Source organism: Sulfitobacter sp. G21635-S1 (assembly GCF_027213915.1).
In the GTDB taxonomy this organism is placed as follows: domain Bacteria; phylum Pseudomonadota; class Alphaproteobacteria; order Rhodobacterales; family Rhodobacteraceae; genus Sulfitobacter.
The window spans coordinates 88,455-105,113 of the sequence record NZ_JAPWGV010000002.1; the positions used below are offsets into that span (position 1 = coordinate 88,455).

Sequence of the window (16,659 nt, forward strand, 5' to 3'; positions counted from 1 at the left end):
GGTCGTTTGCAAATAGAACCACTATTGGCTGCACGCCCCAAACCATTGAAATTTCGTGAAATCGCCGCTGAGCATGTAAGATTATTGGGTCCAGAGCCTAAGGCGTCACAGAGCGGCGTATTTGCCCATCAACCTGGTGAACCGCTGGCTGAGTGTCTCGCCGATGACGGAGGCCTTTTGCAGGTCGCGCACCTCCAGCGCCTCGCCATTGGCCGCCGCCGCAAGCAGGTCACGCAAAGCCACCCATTTGGAGGCCACCTGCCCCAGGCCGAGCTTGATGCCGATGTTCGGCGCCCCTGACAGCCCGCGCAGCGCATCCCCTTCAATCAGGGCGGTATTGATGCTTTCAAATAGGGCGATCTTTTCGATCATCTGCGCCGGTAGTTCGGCAGAGCCAAGCGACAGGCGCAGATAGCACAGGTCGCGCAGCAACTCCTCGATCAGGGTCCGCTGTCCGGCCAGATGCAGCAGTGCCGCCTGCTGTTCTGCGGAGAAATCACCCTCAAGATACCTCGGACCCGCGGCGCGGGCGGCGGCAAGCAGACCATCGGCGACATCCTGATTGCGCGACAGCAATAGGCGCATCGGCACACTGTGAAAGTCACCCGATACGATCTGTTCCGCCGAACGTGTCACCCCGAAAGACATCCGCTGTATGCGGGACAATTCCGTGCTGAGCGCCGGATCAGCTTCAGCCGTCAGCGCCGGATCAGCCGCGCCGCCGATCAGCGCCTTCATCATCTGTTCGAACGCCTGCGCCTCATGCAACGCGGTCTCTGCATGCAGTTGCGATTGTGATCCCGACATGACGAAACAGGTCGACTTCGCCACCCGAAGGGCACGCTGCGCCTGTTCCGTCAACAGGGTCACCCGCAGGTGGCCTTCGGATTGCGCCAGGGCGGCACCTGCCGACACCACCAACAGGCACAGAGCAGCCCTTATCGTCTTGATCATGCCCGGCTCCCTTGCTTGCCCCCGCAGGACTACAGGGCAATCTTTAACAGAAGCTGACCGCCGGGCCTTGTCCTGCCCCTTGCCCAGCGCCCTTTGCCCCGGTTAGTTTGACAAAACTCAAGAGGTTACCGAATGTTCACACCCGTCATCACCGGCACCGGCATCTTCACCCCGGACCAGATCATCACCAATGCGGAGCTGGTGGCCTCGTTCAACGCCTATGTCGATCTCTATAACGCGGAACATGCCGCCGCCATTGAGGCGGGCGCGGTTGAGGCCAAGGCGCATTCCTCCGAAGAGTTCATCGTCAAGGCCAGCGGGATCGAGCAGCGATATGTGATCGACAAGGCGGGCGTTCTGGACCCGCAGGTGATGCACCCGCTGCTGCGCCAGCGCAGCGATGACGAACCTTCGCTGATGGCCGAAATGGCACTGGATGCCGCCAGCAAGGCGCTTGCCAAGGCGGGCAAGACGGCAGCGGATGTGGATGCGGTGATCTGCGCCGCCTCGAACCTCGAACGCGCCTATCCGGCGGTGGCGATTGAAATCCAGGAACTGTTAGGCATCAACGGCTTTGCATTCGACATGAATGTCGCCTGTTCCTCTGCAACCTTTGGCATCCAGGCGGCGGCGGACATGGTGCGCAGCGGCTCGATCCGCTCTGCCCTGGTGGTCAATCCGGAAATCTGCTCCGCCCATCTGGAATGGCGGGACCGCGATTGTCACTTCATTTTCGGCGATGTGGCCACCGCCACGCTGATCGAGCGGGAGGAGGCCGCAGAGGGGCCCTATTTCGAAATCAGATCAACCCGTTGCGCGACGCAGTTCTCAAACAACATCAGGAACAACAACGGCTTTCTGCGCCGCTCCCGGCCCGACGGTGTAGCTGACCGGCGCGACATGCAGTTCATGCAGAATGGCCGCAAGGTGTTCAAGGAAGTGCTGCCGCTGGTTTCCGATCATGTCGCGGCGCATATGGCCGACAATGATGTCGTCAGCGGTGATCTGAAACGGATCTGGCTGCATCAGGCCAACAAGTCGATGAACGATTTCATCGGGCGCAAGGTTCTGGGCCGGGTGCCGGAACCGGGCGAACAACCCAATATCCTGCAGGATTACGCCAATACCTCCTCCGCCGGGTCGATCATTGCCTTTGCCAAATATTCCGACGATCTGAAGGACGGCGATATGGGGCTGATCTGTTCCTTCGGGGCGGGATATTCGGTGGGCTCCGTCATCGTGCAAAAACACGGCTGAGCGCACTGCCTAAGCCGCGTCAGAGGGATTTCAGCGATACCCTTTTGTGAACTTCCTCCGCGCTTTCCACCCGCTCGGAATACCGATCCACCAGATAGTCGGCACGCCCGCGCACCAGCCAGGTGAACTTGACCAGTTCCTCCATCACATCGACAACGCGGTTGTAGAACGGTCCCGCAGGCAGCTGCCCCGCGTCATCGAACTCCAGCCAGGCCTTGGGGATGCTGGACTGGTTGGGAATGGTGACCATCCGCATCCATCGTCCCAGAATACGCATCTGATTGACCGCGTTGAAGGACTGCGATCCGCCACTGACCTGCATGACCGCCAGGGTCTTGCCCTGCGTCGGCCTGATCCCGCCTTTCAGGGAGAGGGGCAGCCAGTCGATCTGCGCCTTCATCACCGCCGTCATCGCCCCGTGCCGTTCCGGGCTGGACCAGACCATGCCTTCGGACCACACGGCAAGATCGCGCAGCTCCTGCACCTTGGGGTGATCGGCATCCGCGCCATCAGGCAGCGGCAGACCTGTCGGGTCGAACATCCGGGTCTCGCAGCCCAGGTGCCGCAGGATACGCGCCGCTTCAACCGCGGCCTTGCGCGAATAGCTGACGTCGCGCAGCGAGCCATAAAGCAGCAAGATGCGCGGCTTGTGCCCCGGATCCCCTTCTGCGCGCAATTGGTCCGTGTCGATCTGCGGCAAGGCATCCGCTTGCAGGGAGGACAGCAAATCAGCCACTTTCTTCTTCCAGGTTCAATTTCATGTCGATCAGCACCTGCTGCAGCATCGTCGTCTCGCGCAGCAGCCGCTTTGCTTCGTTGACCGTGATCCGGCCATCTTCCATGGATTGCTGATACTCGGCCATCAGCATCGCGAAACGCTGGCTCAGGGCAATCACATCGGAATTCACCCCACCCGAGCGTGGCGCATTCGGGCGACCGTCATGAAAGGACAACTCGACGCCCCGCAGCTCTGCCAGGGCAGCGGTCACATGAGGATAGCCCGCCGCCTTTTCAAGCTCCGCCACCGCATCAATGGGCATGAAGCGATCGGCATGTTCGGCGTTGTCTGAATAATAGCGTCCCAAGGTCGCCTTGGACTTTCCGGTCAGGGCGCAGGCAGGCTCGATCCCGACATCCTTCACAAGGGCTTCGGTGTGTTTCTTCAAATAGCTGCCCATTCCGGCCATAACTTCGCTTCTCCGTTATCCGGCGCTTCCCCTTCGGGGGAAAGCGCCTCGGTTTTTCCCATTAACCGCAGACCCGACAGATGTCATTCACATTCTATCCGCAGCGTACGCGGAATGACGAGTGACCTGCGGACCCTGCGCAACGTCTGTTTTGGTTCGGCCATTTCTGAAGAGGGAGGGAACTTCAGGCCCGCAGGGCAGCAAATGGGCGAACCCTTTTGCTTGATCGCCGTGACAAACCTGACGTATGGGATGCGCCATGGCCAAACTCTATTTCCATTATTCAACCATGAACGCGGGGAAATCCACCGTTCTGCTGCAAGCTGCGCATAACTACGTCGAACGGGGGATGCGCCCCTATCTGCTGACGGCACAGCTTGATGACCGCGCGGGCGAAGCGCGCATCGCCTCGCGGATCGGCATCGGCCAGAAGGCTGATACCTTCGCCCCCGAGGAAAACCTCTTTGCCAAGATCGAAACCCGGCTCACCCAGGGGCCATGTGCCTGTATTTTCGTGGACGAGGCACAGTTCCTGAGCCCCGATCAGGTCTGGCAACTGGCACGGGTGGTCGATGACCTGAACGTGCCTGTCATGTGCTTTGGCCTGCGGGTTGATTTTCGTGGCGAATTGTTCCCCGGCTCTGCCACCCTGCTGGCCCTGAGCGATGAAATGCGCGAGGTCCGGACCATCTGCCATTGCGGCAAGAAGGCCACCATGGTGGTGAGGATGGATGCAGACGGCAAACCCCAGCGCGACGGGGCTCAGGTTCAGATTGGCGGCAATGAAACCTATCTGTCCCTCTGTCGCCGCCATTGGCGCGAGGCGGTTGGGGATAAATGACAGGCGGAAGGTTTTCATAAATCGATCATTTTTTATCATTATCCACAGCAATTCGACGATTTCTTGTGAATATCCGATAGCGGCCTGAACTTACCCCCACAGTCGATATCGGAAGTGCTACACCGCAAAACTGACGCAGCACCCCTCCTGGCAGTACGAAAATCCGCCAAAAAGCACGTATTCTGGTCGCGCTGAGGGCGAAATCCCGCATCATGACGCCACCAACGGCACCACAGAGCCGATGTGGAAATCAGCTCCGCACAGCTCACGCAGGACTTCAGGAAAGCGGCATAACCCGTTGATTTAAATCGCCTGCCTTGAACCTGCGTCACCAATACCCTGCCGCGCTTGGCGCTCTGGGGACATTGGCGACATTACCTGCATCAGATTAAAGGCAGGGCGCGGTAATTCAATGCATCCGCCCGCCGTCGGGAACCTCCTGATCCGGCGACAGCAGCACGATTGCCCCGTCCTTGTCCGGAACCCCAAGGACCAGGACCTCGGACATGAAGGGACCAATCTGGCGCGGCGGGAAATTCACCACCGCCATCACCTGCCGCCCGATCAGCTCATCGGGTGCATAATGTACCGTGATCTGCGCCGAGGTCTTGCGCGTGCCGATCTCCTCGCCGAAGTCCACCCAGAGCTTGATCGCGGGCTTGCGTGCTTCGGGAAAGGGTTCCGCGCGGATCACCGTGCCGACGCGGATGTCCACCTTCATAAAATCATCGAAATCAATCTCAGCCACGCGACAACTCCCTTGATCTGTCCGTGGCCGCCGCCACCGCGCGGTTCAAAAGTGCGGGAAACCCCGTTTCTGCATCCATCAGCACCTCAAGCGCGGCCTGGGTCGTGCCATTCGGGCTGGTCACATTGATGCGCAGCTGCGTGGGGTCTTCCGCCGCCTCCATGGCCAGCGCCCCGGCCCCGGCAACCGTCGCCTTGGCCAGTTGCAGGGCCAGGTCGCGCGGCAACCCCTGGGCCACGCCGGCATCCGCCATGGTCTCCATCATGTGAAAGACATAGGCCGGGCCCGAGCCGCTGACCCCGGTCACCGCGTCGATCTGCGCCTCTTCGGTCAGACGCACGACCTCTCCCACGGCGCTGAGCAGCGCTTCGGCCTCGTCCAGCGCCGCTGCACCGGCAGCGGCATTGCCCACGATGGCCGTGATCCCGCGTGAAATCGCGGCAGGCGTGTTCGGCATGGCGCGCACGATGGGGGTCTGCGCGCCCAGAACATCTTCGAAATAGGAGATCGGGGTCCCGGCAGCGACGCTGACAAACACGGTGCTGCCATTGCCCATGGCCTGCAGGGTCGGCAGGGCCTCTGCCATCATCTGCGGCTTGACCGCCACCAGCACAAGCGCCGGTGTTTCGGGCAGGGTTTCGTTCAGATGAACCCCCTGCCCCTGCAGCCAGTCAGACGGCACAGGGTCCATGACCCAGACAGAGGTTGGCGGCAATCCGCGCCCCAGCCAACCGGCCAGCATGGCCGACCCCATCTTGCCGCAGCCCAGCAAAACCAGGCCTCCGGCAGCAATCCGACTGTCTTTCATCACAAATCTCCCGCGTTAAACTCGCGGGAAACTGTTACGCGTGGCCGTAGGCCTCCGCAATGGCGACCTGAAGCGCATCTTTCGGTGTCCGGTCACCCCAGATCAGCAGTTGCAGCGCGGGGTAATAACGTTCCGCCGACATGACCGCAGCGGTGATCATCATGTCGATCTGCCCGGCAGAGGCATCCTGCCCCCCTGCAAGCACCAGGCCATAGCGATAGACCATGAGCTTCTGCTCGGCCCAATAGGTAAAGCCCCCCGCCCAGCATTGGTCGTTGATGGCGTTGAGCAGTTCATAGACCCCGGGCAGGGAATGCTCCGGCGGGTCCATGTCAAAGGTGCAGATCAGCCGCAGCGTTTCGTCGAACGCAGACCAGGCCAGGGTAATCGAGTAGGTGCGCCACTGGCCCTCGACGGCCATGGCGATCTGCTCATCGGAAATCCGGTCGAAATCCCATTCGTGATGGGCCGCCAGGTTTTCCACGATATCAATGGGGTGAATGTCTTCTTCAAGGTATTGCTCGGACAGGGCCATTTCGCCACCTCTTTTTTAGTCCAGAGCCGTGGTGCGCCTGCGCCACCAGCTATGGATGCCTGCACTAATAGGCGGGGAACATCTCCACGCCTATACCAGATATGGTGGGCGATAAGCGTGACCTGTGGCAACCTTTTTCTTGGGGATAACTACAAATTGCGGGGGATATCTCCAATATATTGTGGGAAAAACAATCACTGCCGCAAAATCTTAGCGGTGTTTTTCTTTTTGGCCTGAAATATCCATGCGCTCCCGCGCAAACGGGTGCCCCCTCAAGGGCCGGGTGATCACCCGCCCCTTGCAATAAACTGGAATGGCGCGGCAGCGCCGCCTTTGGGTCAGCCCTTCTTTGCCTCCAGCGCGTCGAGCCGCGCCCTGAGCGCCTCGTTCTCCTCGCGCGCTTTCTGCGCCATCGCGCGCACCGCGTCGAATTCCTCGCGGGTCACAAAGTCGCGATCCGCCAGCCAGCGGTCCATCATGCCTTTCAGCGCGGTTTCAGCCTCGTTCCGGGCCCCCTGTGCCACGCCCATGGCATTGGTCATCATCTGGCTGACGTCGTCGAAAAATTTGTTGCGGGTCTGCATGTCTCGCCTCCGGGGTTCGCTTTCATCCTATATGGGGGCCACTTGTCGCAGGCGCAAGGTTGACTTCCCCGCCGGGGCGCGCTCAATCAGCGCATGATCGCAATGCTCCCCTTCCCCGAAATCTCGCCCGAGATCTTCTCGATTTCCCTGTTTGGCACAACCTTCGCACTGCGTTGGTATGCGCTGGCCTATATCGTCGGCATCCTGCTGGGCTGGCGCCTTGTTGTGCGGGCCACCCGGACCCCGCGACTATGGAAGAACAACACGCCCGTGATGACCCCCTCCCAGGTCGAGGACCTGCTGTTCTGGGTGATCCTGGGCGTCATCCTGGGCGGGCGGCTGGGCTATGTGCTGTTCTATCAACCCGGGTTCTACCTGACCAACCCGCTGCGCATCCTGCAGCTTTGGGAAGGCGGCATGTCCTTTCACGGCGGGGCCCTGGGCGTCATCCTTGCCGGATGGCTTTATACCCTGCGCCACAAGATCCCCACCATCCCGACCGGCGATATGGTCTGCCTCGGGCTGGCGCCGGGGCTGTTCCTGGGGCGTCTGGCCAATTTCATCAATGCCGAGCTCTGGGGCCGGCCAACCGACCTGCCCTGGGGCGTCGCCTTTCCGACCGATGCCGCGCAATATTGTCCCGATGTGGCCGGACTCTGCGCCCGGCACCCCTCGCAACTCTACGAGGCGCTGCTCGAAGGGCTGATCCTGGGGGGCCTTCTGGTCTGGATGGCCTGGCGGCGCGGGGCGTTGAAACGCGAAGGGCTGATCGGCGGCACGTTCCTCGCCGGCTATGGCATCGCCCGTTTTATGGTCGAATTCGTCCGCCAGCCCGATGCGCAGTTCGTCAGCGAGGGCAATCCGCTGGGCCTCGCCTGGCACATGGGCGGCTATGGGCTGACCATGGGCCAGATCCTCTGCCTGCCGATGATCCTGGTCGGGGTGTTCCTGATCCTGCGGGCGCGCCGTCGCCCGGCATGAGCCTGCATGACCATATCGTCGCGCGCATCCGGGCCGAAGGGCCGATGCGGCTGGATGACTACATGCAGTCCTGCCTGTTGCACCCGCGCTGGGGCTATTACGCCACCCGCGACCCGCTGGGGGCTGCGGGTGATTTCACCACCGCCCCCGAGATCAGCCAGATGTTCGGCGAAGTCATCGGTCTGTCGCTGGCACAGAAATGGCTGAACGATGGCGCGCCCTCCCCCTTCACCCTGGCGGAGCTGGGCCCCGGCCGCGGCACGCTGATGGCGGACATCCTGCGGGCCTGCGCCAAAGTGCCGGGATTTGCCGAGGCGGCGGAAATCCAGCTGATCGAAGCCTCGGACGCCCTGCGCCAGATACAGGCCCGGACTTTGGAGGCCTGGCAGGTCACCTGGTCGACCGAGGTGGGTGACCTGCCGGATCAACCGCTTTACCTGGTGGCGAATGAATTCTTTGACGCGCTGCCGATCCGCCAGTTCCTCCGGGACGGGATGCGCTGGCGCGAACGGCAGGTCGGCCTGCAGGACGGGGCGCTTGCCCTGGGTCTTGGCCCCGCCCAGCCGCAACCGGCGCTGAAGAACAGGATCGAGGACACCCGCGACGGCGATGTGGTCGAGATCTGCGGTGCCCTGTCGCCAATCCTGTCCCGGATCGCCCCCCGGATCGCACAGCACGGCGGCACTGCGCTGATCATTGATTACGGCGACTGGCGCACGCTGGGCGACACCTGGCAGGCGGTGCAGGACCACGAACCCACAAACCCGCTGGCCAACCCGGGTGCCGCCGATCTGACCGCACATGTGGATTTCGAAGCGATCGCCCTGGCCGCAGCCCCCTGCGCCTACAGCCGTGTCACCCCGCAGGGGGTATTCCTTGAACGGCTGGGCATCACGCAGCGGGCGCAACAACTGGCACAGAGGCTGACCGGCCCGGCGCTGGGCAGCCATATCGCCGCACATCGACGGTTGACGCATCCGCAGGAAATGGGAAACCTCTTCAAAGTGATCGCCCTTTATCCGCCAGAGTCGGCACCGCCACCGGGATTGGAACCATGACACTGGAAATTCTCACGTCGGACTGTCTTGCCCCCCTGCGCCACGGGTTTTTCACCCGCGCGGGCGGTGCATCCTCGGGCGTGTTCGCCGGCCTGAACTGCGGACAGGGCAGTTCGGACCAGCGCGAAATCGTGGCCATCAACCGCAGCCGCGTGGCAGAGGCCATGGGTGTGGCGCAGGACCACCTGCTGGGTGTGCACCAGGTCCATTCCGCCACCGCGATCACCGTGACCGCACCGCAGGCGGAAAAGCCGAAAGCGGATGCGCTGGTCACCGCTACCCCCGGCCTTGCGCTGTCGGTGCTGAGCGCCGATTGCCAGCCTGTGCTGTTTGCAGATGCCAGGGCCGGCGTCATCGGGGCGGCCCATGCCGGATGGCGGGGCGCGCTGGACGGGGTGTTGCATGCCACCGTCGATGCCATGGTGGCGCTGGGGGCCGCGCGGCCCGACATCACCGCCGTCATCGGGCCCTGCATCAGCCAGCGCGCCTATGAGGTTGGTCCGGAATTCTTCGAGGATTTCATTGCCGAGGATCAGGCCTATGCCCGCTACTTTGCCAATGGCGACGGCGACAGGATGTTGTTCGATCTGCCCGGCTTTGGGCTGAACCGGCTGCGGGCGGCTGGTGTGGGCCATGCGGAATGGACACATCACTGCACTTACAGCGATCCGGCACGGTTCTATTCCTATCGCAGATCCACCCATGCCAAGGAGGCCGATTACGGCCGCCTGATCTCTGCCATCACCCTTTGATTTTGACGCAATTGGGGCAGCTATGGCCCCCTTCCTGCCCGAATGACCCACTCGCAAAGCGGAAACAATCCTGCAAAAGCGGCAAGATTGGCCACGAAGCACCTATGATTTTCAATAAAACAAGGGCTTTGCGCAATTGAGGCGGTGCGGTCACAAATGACCGGTTCAATGATGAAGCTTTCTTGAAAATTCTCGTCAAACGCCAAAAACCCGCCCGATTGGTCCGGCATATTGATCCTCAAGCAAGGGCAGCGACCCGAAAATACAGACCGAGGATGAGACAATGAAGACCAACACACGCTTTATCAAGAACGTCGTCGAAACCGCAGCCAAGAATGACACCGTGATGCCCTGGGCGCGCGGCGCACGCCGGAAGGCTTTCATCGCCAAGCGCAACGCATCCGAGACATCGGCGCGCAAGTCCGCCTGAACACCGCACCAGCCTCCCCGAAGCGACCAGTTTCGCTGGTACGAGTGCATACCCCCCACGCGTTGATTCGCGAGGGGGGTCTTTTTTTGCGTGAAATGTGGCAGCGTCACGCGGAATTGGGGAAACAGAACGGCGAAAATCCACCAAATTGGCCTTAAATGGGGCATTAATGTTCGACAAACTTTGACAATCTAACCCTTTCATGACGATTTAAGCCTCGTAGAAGACATGAAATGACGAATGTTATTTCCGTTGTTGTCGGTGGGGGCCGACACGGATGTGACCTACCTTGGAAGGGTGATCGCATGAATATTACTGCTGCCTCAGGCGCCCGCCTGCAGACCAGACTGAAAGCACCACGCGGGTTCGACCTGAACGCGCCGGGTCCCGCAAATGGCGGGCTGCGCGCAACCGCCCCCATGCCAATGCGCAATTTCGAAATAGCGGCGTTGCGGACGGACGGTTCGCTTTACATCGGACAGGACAGGGCACCGGCCATTCCATTGTTCGAATCCGCCTTTTCCGCTTTTGCGCGCGGCACGCTGATCCAGACCGTCAATGGTGAGGTCGCGGTCGAGGATCTGCAGCCCGGCGACATGATCAACACCTCCACCGGCGAACCGGCCAAGCTGATCTGGATCGGTTCCTCCAGCTTCGTGCCCGCCGACGCGGGCCGCCGCATGCCGCTGGTGCGGATCATGGCCGACAGCTTCGGACAGGGGCGCCCCTCGTCCTTCCTGACCGTCGGACCGGGCGCAAGGGTGCTGCACACCCCCCACCACCTGCGGTCAGAGGCCGGTGGCACAAGGATGCTGACCTCGGTCCGGGAATTCGTGGACGGTGTGAACGTGATCGAGATCGTACCGCCAACACCCGTGCGGCTGTTTCACATCTGCCTGGACCGCCATGCCGCGATCAATGCGGGCGGGCTTGAGATGGAAACCTTTCACCCCGGTGCCAATGCGACACGGACGGTGACCCATTCGCTGCGCGACCGTTTCCTGGGGATGTTTCCGCGCATCAGCCACATCACCGACTTCGGTCCGCTGGCCCATCCGCGCGCGCCGGAACCTGAAAACGGTCAGGTCGCCTGAAGCCACGCCGCGACGACGCCCTCCGGGGCCTGCGCCTCAGGGGGTGGTTTTCAGGCGTTCTTCCAGAACATCGAAGGGCACGCCGGGTTCATCCTTGGCACCACGGATCACGAGGCTGGTCTTGACACTGGCCACATTCGGGGTGGTCAGCAGCTTGCCGGTCAGAAAGCTTTGAAAGCTGGACAGGTCCGGGGCCACACATTTGATGATGAAGTCGACTTCGCCGTTCAGCATGTGACATTCACGGACCAGGGGCCAGTCGCGGCATTTCTGCTCAAAGGCGCTCAGGTCCGCTTCGGCCTGGCTGGCCAGCCCGACCATCGCAAAGACCTGCACCTCGAAGCCCAGTTCGCGTGCATCGACATCGGCGTGATAGCCCCGGATGTAGCCTTGTTCCTCCAGCGTGCGGACCCGGCGCAGGCAGGGCGGTGCTGAAATGCCGACCCGCTTGGCCAGCTCGACGTTGGTCATCCGCCCATCGGCCTGCAATTCGGCCAGAATTTTCCGATCAATCGGATCAAGCCGTGTACCTGCCATGATGTCCCCCGTGGTATTTGCGATTCTTATATCAGCGCGGCGATTCTGCGCAATATTGTTTCGTATTCGCGCAAGAATCTTCCAGAGTCGACACTTAGCGCCGGCATCCGGGGATGAAAAGCCCTATTGGCCCGGCTTCGGGCCCCTCCAACGGGGGTTTAAGCGGCGGCGGAGCTTGTCTATATGACGAGGGCTGCAACAGATGTTCGGGGGTGCCGTATGGCCGAGACACGCAAAACCAAGGTTCTGATCATTGGCTCAGGCCCGGCAGGCTACACGGCCGGTGTCTATGCCAGCCGCGCCATGCTGGAGCCTATTCTGGTCCAGGGGATCGAGCCGGGCGGCCAGCTGACCACCACCACCGAGGTCGAGAACTGGCCCGGCGACAGCGAAGTTCAGGGCCCCGATCTGATGGTGCGCATGCAGGACCACGCCAAGGCCATGGGCACCGAGATCATCGGCGACATCATCACCGATCTGGACCTGTCCAGCCGTCCGTTCCACGCCAGGGGGGACAGCGGCACGACCTATATCGCCGACGCGGTGATCCTTGCCACCGGCGCGCGGGCAAAATGGCTTGGCCTGCCGACGGAGGACAAGTTCAAGGGTTTCGGCGTCAGCGCCTGTGCGACCTGCGACGGCTTTTTCTATCGCGGCCAGGAGATCGTCGTGGTCGGCGGTGGCAACACAGCCGTGGAAGAGGCGCTGTTCCTGACCAACTTCGCCTCCAAGGTGACGCTGATCCATCGCCGCGACGAACTGCGTGCCGAGAAGATCCTGATCGACCGGCTGATGAAAAACCCCAAGATCGAGCCGCTGTGGTTCCATGAACTGCACGAGGTTTATGGCACCGACAGCCCGCTGGGTGTCGAGGGCATCAAGGTAAAGCATGTTGAAACCGGCGAGATCACGGACATCCCCGCCAAGGGCGTCTTCATCGCCATCGGCCACGCACCGGCAAACGAACTGGTCAAGGACGTGCTGGAAACCCACATGGGCGGCTATGTCGTGACCAAGCCCGACAGCACCGAAACCTCGATCCCCGGTGTTTTTGCCGCCGGTGACCTGACCGACCACAAGTACCGGCAGGCGGTGACCAGCGCCGGCATGGGCTGCATGGCAGCGCTGGAAGCGGAACGGTTCCTGGCCGAAATGGGCGACGATGTGGAAATCCAGGGCGGCAAGGACACCTCGCTGCCCCTGGGACACGGCGCTCAGGTAGCTGAATAGGCCACCACCACCCATCTTGACCTGCTCCTTGCCTCCCCGCAAAGTCTGACCAACGCAAGGAGCAGGACATGAGCGATCTTTGGCGCGGAACCACTGCAACCCGCCTGCGCATCGCCAGCGGTCTGGTGCTGTTCATCTACGCCCTGCTGCATTTCCTGAACATCGGGCTGGGCCTGTTTTCGACCGAGCTGATGCATGCGGCGCAGGATTGGCGTCAGCTTGTCACCCGCAGCATCCCGGGCACGATCCTGATCTACGGTGCCTTCACCATTCATCTCTCCATGGTCCTGGGCAGGCTTGCCCTGCGCGGCACCCTGCGCATGCCGTTCTGGGAAGCGGCACAGACCGTGCTTGGCCTGATGATCCCCGTCTTGCTGATCGCCCATCTGGTGCACACCCGCACAGCGCACGAGCTTTTCGATGTGAACGACGAGATGGGGTATATCTCGCTCCTGCTCTACAACACCCTGGATGGCTGGAAACAATGCGCCTTGCTGGTGCTGGTCTGGGCGCATGGCTGCACGGGCCTGCATTTCTGGCTGCGCGGAAAGCCATGGTGGCGCAGGTCATTGCCGGCCCTTGCGGGCATTGCGGCTCTTGTCCCCGCCTTTGCACTGGCCGGCTTCCTGACCGAAGCGCGGCGGATCGCCGGGAACTTTCGCATTCCCGAAAACCGTGAGGCGATCTATGCCGCCTACAACTTCCCCGATACCGAGACTTTCGCCATGCTCATTGCCTGGACGCGCTATCTTGGCTGGGGGCTGTTTGCCGTGCTGGTTGCAGTCGGCGCAATCTATGCGATCAAATCGGTCCTGTCGCGGCGGCAATCCGTGCGGGTCAGCTATGTGGACGGGCCAGAGGTCTGGGCGCCCAAGGGCCTGACGCTGCTGGAAGTTTCCCGCCTGCGGGGCGTGCCACATGCATCTCTCTGCGGGGGACGGGGGCGCTGCACCACCTGCCGGGTACTGATCGAGCAAGGGGCAGAGAAGTTGCACCCGCCCAGCCCGGCAGAGGCCCGCGCCCTTGCCGCGGTGGGCGCAGGACCGGGGGTGCGGCTGGCCTGCCAGATCGTCCCCGTCGCCCCCACCACCGTGTTCCGCATCTTTCAGCCCGACGGACGCCGCAAACACCGGACCCACGCCAGCCAGGGCGAAGAAAAGAAGCTTGCGCTGCTGTTCCTTGACATGCGTGGCTTCACGGCCCGCACAACCGGCCAGTTGCCCTATGACGTGGTGTTCCTGCTGAACCGGTTCTTCGATGCGGTGGTTCCCGCGGTCAACCGCGAGGGCGGCACGATTGACAAATACCTCGGCGACGGGTTTCTGGCGATCTTCGAGACGGCAACCCCCGAAAGCTCTGCCCAGGCCGCGCTGCGCGCGATCGAAGGCATTGCGCAGGAACTGGACCGGTTTAACGCACAGCTTTCGGACGAAGGACAGGGGCCCGTCGCAATCGGGATCGGTGCGCACCTCGGCGAGGTGGTTGTGGGCGAAATCGGCGCTATCGGTCAGTCCCCCCGCACCCTGATCGGCGACACGGTGAATACCGCTTCGCGGCTGGAAGGGGTCACCAAGGAACATGGCGTTCAGGCGATGATCTCTGCACCGCTGCTGGCGGCGGCTGGCCATGCGCCCGCAGCGGAGCTGATGGTGGAACTGACCCTGCGCGGGGTCCACGCCCCTCTTGCGGCGTGGCCGGTGAAACATGCCCATGACCTGGCCGCACAGCTGGACGCCCTGTCCGCCACCGGAACAGCCTGAAACCACCCATGACTGGCCATTTTCCGCAACCCGGGCAGGATTTTTTCTCTTTTTCTCCTTGCACCGCTAGACTCTGGACGCTGTGCGGGGGCATAGGGCCTGCGATACTGTCACGACGACATAAGGCAAAAGTGAGTTTGACATGACGATGGTGCAAAATTTATCCCCGATCCCCGAGCTGTATGTTTCCTACGAGTCGGCCCAGAAGCTGAAGCATGAGGCGGGTGAGCTGGTCAGCCACGATCTGACCCCGCGCCAAATCTGCGATCTGGAACTGCTGATGAACGGCGGCTTCAACCCGCTGAAGGGTTTCCTGACCGAAGCCGATTACGACGGCGTCGTTGAAAACCTGCGGCTGGCCGACGGCACCCTTTGGCCGATGCCGATCACCCTGGACGTGAGCGAGGATTTCGCCGAGAAACTGGAGCTGGGCCAGGACATCGCCCTGCGCGATCAGGAAGGTGTCATCCTTGCCACCATGACCGTGACCGACCGCTGGGAGCCGAACAAGGCCCGCGAAGCCGAAAAGGTATTCGGTGCGGATGACGACGCGCATCCGGCGGTGAACTACCTGCACAACAAGGCGGGCAAGATCTATCTTGGCGGACCGGTCACCGGGATTCAGCAACCGGTTCACTATGACTTCCGCGCACGCCGCGACACACCCAATGAACTGCGCGCCTATTTCCGCAAGATGGGCTGGCGCAAGGTCGTGGCCTTCCAGACCCGCAACCCGCTGCACCGCGCACACCAGGAGCTGACCTTCCGCGCCGCGCGTGAAGCCCAGGCCAACCTGCTGATCCATCCGGTTGTCGGCCTGACCAAGCCCGGCGATGTCGATCACTTCACCCGCGTCCGCTGCTATGAGGCGGTGCTGGACAAATACCCGGCGGCCACCACCTCGATGTCGCTGCTGAACCTTGCCATGCGCATGGCGGGCCCCCGCGAGGCGGTCTGGCACGGGTTGATCCGCAAGAACCACGGCTGCACCCATTTCATCGTCGGCCGCGATCACGCGGGCCCCGGCAAGAATTCAGCCGGTGAAGATTTCTATGGCCCCTATGATGCGCAGGACCTGTTCCGCGAGCATCAGGAGGAAATGGGCATCGAAATGGTCGATTTCAAACACATGGTCTATGTGCAGGAACGCGCCCAGTACGAGCCCGCAGACGAGATCGAGGACAAGGAGAACGTCACCATCCTGAACATTTCCGGCACCGAACTGCGCCGCCGCCTGCGCGAAGGTCTGGAAATTCCTGAGTGGTTCTCCTTCCCCGAAGTGGTCAAGGAGCTGCGCCGCACCTCTCCGCCGCGTTCCGATCAGGGCTTTACCGTGTTCTTCACCGGCTTCTCCGGCTCGGGCAAATCCACCATTGCCAACGCGCTGATGGTCAAGCTGATGGAAATGGGCGGTCGCCCGGTGACGCTTCTGGACGGCGATATCGTCCGCAAGAACCTCAGCTCCGAGCTGGGCTTCTCGAAAGAGCACCGTGACCTCAACATCCGCCGCATCGGCTATGTCGCCTCCGAGATCACCAAGAACGGCGGCATCGCCATCTGCGCACCCATCGCACCTTATGCGACCACCCGCCGCGCGGTTCGCGAAGACATCGAAGCCTTCGGCGCCTTTGTAGAGGTGCATGTGGCCACCTCGATCGAGGAATGCGAACGCCGCGACCGCAAGGGGCTGTACAAGCTGGCGCGCGAAGGCAAGATCAAGGAATTCACAGGCATTTCTGACCCTTACGATGTGCCGCAGAATCCCGAACTGTCACTGGATACCGAAAGCGTGGACGTCGACAACTGCGCCCATCAGGTTTTGTTGAAACTGGAAAGCATGGGTCTGATCAGCGGCTGATCCGATCCCTTCGCGACGAACCCGAAACGCAGCCCCCGGGGCTGC

At 61.9% G+C, this 16,659-nt stretch carries 19 protein-coding genes; 10 read left to right on the plus strand and 9 right to left on the minus strand.

All coding sequences use genetic code 11. The features are described from left to right. Window positions 1-105: 105 nt before the first annotated feature. A complete protein-coding gene (locus tag O4H53_RS02650) occupies window positions 106-954 on the minus strand; it encodes a hypothetical protein (protein ID WP_269361183.1) in 849 nt (282 codons plus the stop codon). Between the two features lie 132 nt (window positions 955-1,086). Between O4H53_RS02650 and O4H53_RS02655 the strand changes: the two genes are divergently transcribed. Further along, window positions 1,087-2,211, plus strand: a complete 1,125-nt coding sequence (locus O4H53_RS02655; RefSeq protein ID WP_269361184.1) for a beta-ketoacyl-ACP synthase III — start codon at window positions 1,087-1,089, stop codon at window positions 2,209-2,211. 19 nt (window positions 2,212-2,230) lie between these two features. Here the strand turns inward: O4H53_RS02655 and arsH are convergent, their stop codons facing one another. Continuing rightward, window positions 2,231-2,938 (minus strand): arsenical resistance protein ArsH, encoded by a 708-nt coding sequence (gene arsH, locus O4H53_RS02660; RefSeq protein WP_443069509.1) that lies wholly within the window; start codon window positions 2,936-2,938, stop codon window positions 2,231-2,233. Window position 2,939: 1 nt separating this feature from the next. Beyond that, window positions 2,940-3,398 (minus strand): hypothetical protein, encoded by a 459-nt coding sequence (locus tag O4H53_RS02665; RefSeq protein ID WP_269361185.1) that lies wholly within the window; start codon window positions 3,396-3,398, stop codon window positions 2,940-2,942. Window positions 3,399-3,657: 259 nt separating this feature from the next. Between O4H53_RS02665 and O4H53_RS02670 the strand changes: the two genes are divergently transcribed. Then, window positions 3,658-4,239 carry a thymidine kinase gene (locus O4H53_RS02670; RefSeq protein ID WP_269361187.1) on the plus strand — a complete coding sequence of 194 codons (582 nt, stop codon included), beginning with the start codon at window positions 3,658-3,660 and terminating at the stop codon, window positions 4,237-4,239. A 409-nt stretch (window positions 4,240-4,648) separates the two neighbouring features. Here the strand turns inward: O4H53_RS02670 and O4H53_RS02675 are convergent, their stop codons facing one another. The 4 genes from O4H53_RS02675 to O4H53_RS02690 all read right to left on the minus strand — a co-directional run bounded on the left by O4H53_RS02675 (window position 4,649) and on the right by O4H53_RS02690 (window position 6,914). Then, window positions 4,649-4,987, minus strand: a complete 339-nt coding sequence (locus O4H53_RS02675; RefSeq protein WP_269361189.1) for a tRNA-binding protein — start codon at window positions 4,985-4,987, stop codon at window positions 4,649-4,651. Continuing rightward, complete coding sequence (gene proC / locus O4H53_RS02680; RefSeq protein ID WP_269361191.1) at window positions 4,980-5,795, minus strand: pyrroline-5-carboxylate reductase; 816 nt, start codon at window positions 5,793-5,795, stop codon at window positions 4,980-4,982. The genes O4H53_RS02675 and proC overlap by 8 nt, the downstream gene beginning before the upstream one ends. A gap of 34 nt (window positions 5,796-5,829) precedes the next feature. Next, entirely contained in the window at window positions 5,830-6,330 is a 501-nt protein-coding gene (locus tag O4H53_RS02685) for a YbjN domain-containing protein (protein ID WP_269361192.1), read from the minus strand. Between the two features lie 338 nt (window positions 6,331-6,668). Then, window positions 6,669-6,914, minus strand: a complete 246-nt coding sequence (locus O4H53_RS02690) for an accessory factor UbiK family protein (protein WP_269361194.1) — start codon at window positions 6,912-6,914, stop codon at window positions 6,669-6,671. 93 nt (window positions 6,915-7,007) lie between these two features. Here O4H53_RS02690 and lgt point away from each other — a divergent pair, with 93 nt between their 5' ends. From lgt to pgeF, 3 genes are read left to right on the plus strand one after another with little or no spacing between them, the layout of a single operon-like run. Further along, on the plus strand, window positions 7,008-7,895 hold the full coding sequence (gene lgt, locus O4H53_RS02695; RefSeq protein WP_269361195.1) for a prolipoprotein diacylglyceryl transferase: 888 nt from the start codon (window positions 7,008-7,010) through the stop codon (window positions 7,893-7,895). Then, window positions 7,892-8,953, plus strand: a complete 1,062-nt coding sequence (locus tag O4H53_RS02700) for a class I SAM-dependent methyltransferase (RefSeq protein ID WP_269361196.1) — start codon at window positions 7,892-7,894, stop codon at window positions 8,951-8,953. Before lgt ends, O4H53_RS02700 begins: the two co-directional genes overlap by 4 nt. Next, window positions 8,950-9,705, plus strand: coding sequence for a peptidoglycan editing factor PgeF (gene pgeF / locus O4H53_RS02705; RefSeq protein WP_269361197.1), 756 nt, complete (start codon window positions 8,950-8,952; stop codon window positions 9,703-9,705). Before O4H53_RS02700 ends, pgeF begins: the two co-directional genes overlap by 4 nt. Before the next feature lie 20 nt (window positions 9,706-9,725). On the opposite strand, the gene O4H53_RS02710 is transcribed toward pgeF, so the two are convergent. Further along, window positions 9,726-9,935: a hypothetical protein gene (locus tag O4H53_RS02710; RefSeq protein WP_269361198.1), complete on the minus strand. Its 210-nt coding sequence runs from the start codon at window positions 9,933-9,935 to the stop codon at window positions 9,726-9,728. Between the two features lie 53 nt (window positions 9,936-9,988). Between O4H53_RS02710 and O4H53_RS02715 the strand changes: the two genes are divergently transcribed. Both O4H53_RS02715 and O4H53_RS02720 read left to right on the plus strand, forming a co-directional pair. Beyond that, window positions 9,989-10,135 (plus strand): hypothetical protein, encoded by a 147-nt coding sequence (locus O4H53_RS02715; RefSeq protein ID WP_205388210.1) that lies wholly within the window; start codon window positions 9,989-9,991, stop codon window positions 10,133-10,135. 305 nt (window positions 10,136-10,440) lie between these two features. After that, window positions 10,441-11,229, plus strand: coding sequence for a Hint domain-containing protein (locus O4H53_RS02720; RefSeq protein ID WP_240313050.1), 789 nt, complete (start codon window positions 10,441-10,443; stop codon window positions 11,227-11,229). Window positions 11,230-11,265: 36 nt separating this feature from the next. Here O4H53_RS02720 and O4H53_RS02725 read toward each other — a convergent pair whose 3' ends face one another. Beyond that, window positions 11,266-11,766, minus strand: a complete 501-nt coding sequence (locus tag O4H53_RS02725) for an Lrp/AsnC family transcriptional regulator (RefSeq protein WP_269361200.1) — start codon at window positions 11,764-11,766, stop codon at window positions 11,266-11,268. 219 nt (window positions 11,767-11,985) lie between these two features. Here O4H53_RS02725 and trxB point away from each other — a divergent pair, with 219 nt between their 5' ends. The 3 genes from trxB (at window position 11,986) to O4H53_RS02740 (ending at window position 16,614) form a co-directional block, all read left to right on the plus strand. After that, on the plus strand, window positions 11,986-12,996 hold the full coding sequence (trxB, locus tag O4H53_RS02730; RefSeq protein WP_269361202.1) for a thioredoxin-disulfide reductase: 1,011 nt from the start codon (window positions 11,986-11,988) through the stop codon (window positions 12,994-12,996). A 68-nt stretch (window positions 12,997-13,064) separates the two neighbouring features. Continuing rightward, window positions 13,065-14,756: an adenylate/guanylate cyclase domain-containing protein gene (locus O4H53_RS02735; RefSeq protein ID WP_269361203.1), complete on the plus strand. Its 1,692-nt coding sequence runs from the start codon at window positions 13,065-13,067 to the stop codon at window positions 14,754-14,756. A gap of 142 nt (window positions 14,757-14,898) precedes the next feature. Continuing rightward, the gene (locus O4H53_RS02740; RefSeq protein WP_269361205.1) at window positions 14,899-16,614 is read left to right on the plus strand and encodes a bifunctional sulfate adenylyltransferase/adenylylsulfate kinase; all 1,716 of its coding nucleotides are present in this window, start codon (window positions 14,899-14,901) and stop codon (window positions 16,612-16,614) included. The last annotated feature ends 45 nt before the right edge of the window (window positions 16,615-16,659 follow it).

Excerpts from the sequence above, each read along its gene's own strand:
- O4H53_RS02650 (WP_269361183.1), bottom strand. The coding sequence starts at position 954 with ATGATCAAGACGATAAGGGCTGCTCTGTGCCTGTTGGTGGTGTCGGCA.
- O4H53_RS02655 (WP_269361184.1), top strand. The coding sequence starts at position 1,087 with ATGTTCACACCCGTCATCACCGGCACCGGCATCTTCACCCCGGACCAG.
- O4H53_RS02665 (WP_269361185.1), bottom strand. The coding sequence starts at position 3,398 with ATGGCCGGAATGGGCAGCTATTTGAAGAAACACACCGAAGCCCTTGTG.
- O4H53_RS02670 (WP_269361187.1), top strand. The coding sequence starts at position 3,658 with ATGGCCAAACTCTATTTCCATTATTCAACCATGAACGCGGGGAAATCC.
- proC (WP_269361191.1), bottom strand. The coding sequence starts at position 5,795 with ATGAAAGACAGTCGGATTGCTGCCGGAGGCCTGGTTTTGCTGGGCTGC.
- O4H53_RS02685 (WP_269361192.1), bottom strand. The coding sequence starts at position 6,330 with ATGGCCCTGTCCGAGCAATACCTTGAAGAAGACATTCACCCCATTGAT.
- O4H53_RS02690 (WP_269361194.1), bottom strand. The coding sequence starts at position 6,914 with ATGCAGACCCGCAACAAATTTTTCGACGACGTCAGCCAGATGATGACC.
- lgt (WP_269361195.1), top strand. The coding sequence starts at position 7,008 with ATGATCGCAATGCTCCCCTTCCCCGAAATCTCGCCCGAGATCTTCTCG.
- O4H53_RS02700 (WP_269361196.1), top strand. The coding sequence starts at position 7,892 with ATGAGCCTGCATGACCATATCGTCGCGCGCATCCGGGCCGAAGGGCCG.
- pgeF (WP_269361197.1), top strand. The coding sequence starts at position 8,950 with ATGACACTGGAAATTCTCACGTCGGACTGTCTTGCCCCCCTGCGCCAC.
- O4H53_RS02710 (WP_269361198.1), bottom strand. The coding sequence starts at position 9,935 with ATGCCGGACCAATCGGGCGGGTTTTTGGCGTTTGACGAGAATTTTCAA.
- O4H53_RS02715 (WP_205388210.1), top strand. The coding sequence starts at position 9,989 with ATGAAGACCAACACACGCTTTATCAAGAACGTCGTCGAAACCGCAGCC.
- O4H53_RS02720 (WP_240313050.1), top strand. The coding sequence starts at position 10,441 with ATGAATATTACTGCTGCCTCAGGCGCCCGCCTGCAGACCAGACTGAAA.
- O4H53_RS02725 (WP_269361200.1), bottom strand. The coding sequence starts at position 11,766 with ATGGCAGGTACACGGCTTGATCCGATTGATCGGAAAATTCTGGCCGAA.
- trxB (WP_269361202.1), top strand. The coding sequence starts at position 11,986 with ATGGCCGAGACACGCAAAACCAAGGTTCTGATCATTGGCTCAGGCCCG.
- O4H53_RS02735 (WP_269361203.1), top strand. The coding sequence starts at position 13,065 with ATGAGCGATCTTTGGCGCGGAACCACTGCAACCCGCCTGCGCATCGCC.
- O4H53_RS02740 (WP_269361205.1), top strand. The coding sequence starts at position 14,899 with ATGACGATGGTGCAAAATTTATCCCCGATCCCCGAGCTGTATGTTTCC.